The sequence below is a fragment of the Desulfosporosinus metallidurans genome (genome assembly GCF_001936615.1).
Classification (GTDB): domain Bacteria; phylum Bacillota; class Desulfitobacteriia; order Desulfitobacteriales; family Desulfitobacteriaceae; genus Desulfosporosinus; species Desulfosporosinus metallidurans.
Window position 1 is genome coordinate 1 of record NZ_MLBF01000147.1, and the last position, 1604, is coordinate 1604.

Here is a 1604-nt window from a genome sequence, read left to right on the forward strand (position 1 = left end):
TGATGATCATACGCTTTTTGCGGAAGGAACTGTCTCTTTGTTATCTTTTGAGCCCCGTATTTTGGTAGTTGGAATTGCCAAGAACGGAATAGAATGTATGAGCTTAATTAGTAAAACCAAGTCTGATGTCGTGTTGCTAGACATAAAGCTTCCTGATGCCTGTGGGACTGATTTAATAAACAAGATAAAAGAGATTCAACCTGGAGTGAAAATTATTATGCTGACCGGACATAGTCCAAAAGGTTACGTTACTAAGTCAATAAGTAAAGGTGCTAATGGTTTCTTACTTAAAGACTGTTCAGTAAAGGAAATGACTCAGGCAATCTTCAGAGTTTACGAAGGTGGTGTCTACTTTTCGCATGGTTTAGAGGCTTTCCTTCACCCCGGAAATAACTGTGATAACACACCTTCTCCAGCGAACTCTGAAATGCTTAGTGAACTACTGACTCCTAAAGAAATAGAAATTATGGAATTAGTATCAAGAGGTTTACACAACAAAGAGATTGCATCGGCTTTAGGTATTAAGGTTCGAACTGTGGAATTTCACGTTAGTAATATCCTTCCCAAATTAGGAGTAAGCAAACGTTTCGAAGCTGTCTTATTATGGGCAAATGTTGATAAGGAGAAAATTGCTACGGGTAATTAACTTTAGGATTTACGCAAATGGAGGACTTAGCAATTGTTAAGTCCTCCATTTGCATTTGGTAACTTAAAATGTCGAAGAACATGGTAATTTGTTGTAAATCACGGGGGGCATTTTGGTGGATTTACGGGGGACAAGGTTAGAAATTTACGATAATCTTATTTATAACAGCTACATTTGAGGATGCGTAGACAATGGGGCTGGCCAAAGAGTAAGATAAGTACAATGAAAAGGAATGATGCCAATGCTTAACTGTAATTAGGGTATCGCTAGTTAAACCTAAAAACATGCTCTAACCATTATTTTACATTGATCTTGGCTTAAATCAATTAGAACAATCGTTATTGTTTACATTCCTTAGAGTACGAAATCTTAGTGCAGAAGGTTCCCATGCCGAGTTAGTGGGGGGGTGCTAAGACCTTAATATTATTTTTCATTAAGTGCATAGGTCCTAAATTTCGACAACTGAATAATCGATAATTTATTTTGAGGAGGAAAGCAAATGTTGAAGAAATGTTTAACTGCTTTATTGACGGGGATAATGTTAGTAACATTTTCATTACCTGTATTTGCAGCAACGAACAATGAGCAAAAGGTTACAACTGCTGACTTGCAAAAGGCTTTTCCTGGAACTGATATATCAACAATCGTAAAATCAGAAAAGATTCTATTAACTCCAGAAAACAAGGCAAAATTAGTAGCAATAACTGGTGATAAAGTATATGTAGATAAACTTTATACAAAAAACATTGTTACAGCTGATGGTAGTATTAAACCTGCTAGTGTATATTATGCAACCTACTGGGTTCAAGGAAGTAATATTCTTTCAACGTGTAAGTATGAACAAGATGTAATATTTGATGACAGTTATTCACAAAGCAGGATAACTTATGTGTATCCAGATAACTATGTAATAACGTCTACTGGCGGAACATGGACTATAATAGAAAAACCACAAATT

At 35.8% G+C, this 1604-nt stretch carries 2 protein-coding genes; both read left to right on the forward strand.

The window, feature by feature from the left end; genetic code table 11:
• On the forward strand, window positions 1-646 hold a 646-nt coding region (locus DSOL_RS26030), incomplete at its 5' end, for a response regulator (protein WP_075367590.1).
• A gap of 499 nt (window positions 647-1145) precedes the next feature.
• The coding region (locus DSOL_RS26035; protein WP_139314637.1) for a hypothetical protein at window positions 1146-1604 on the forward strand (459 nt) is incomplete at its 3' end.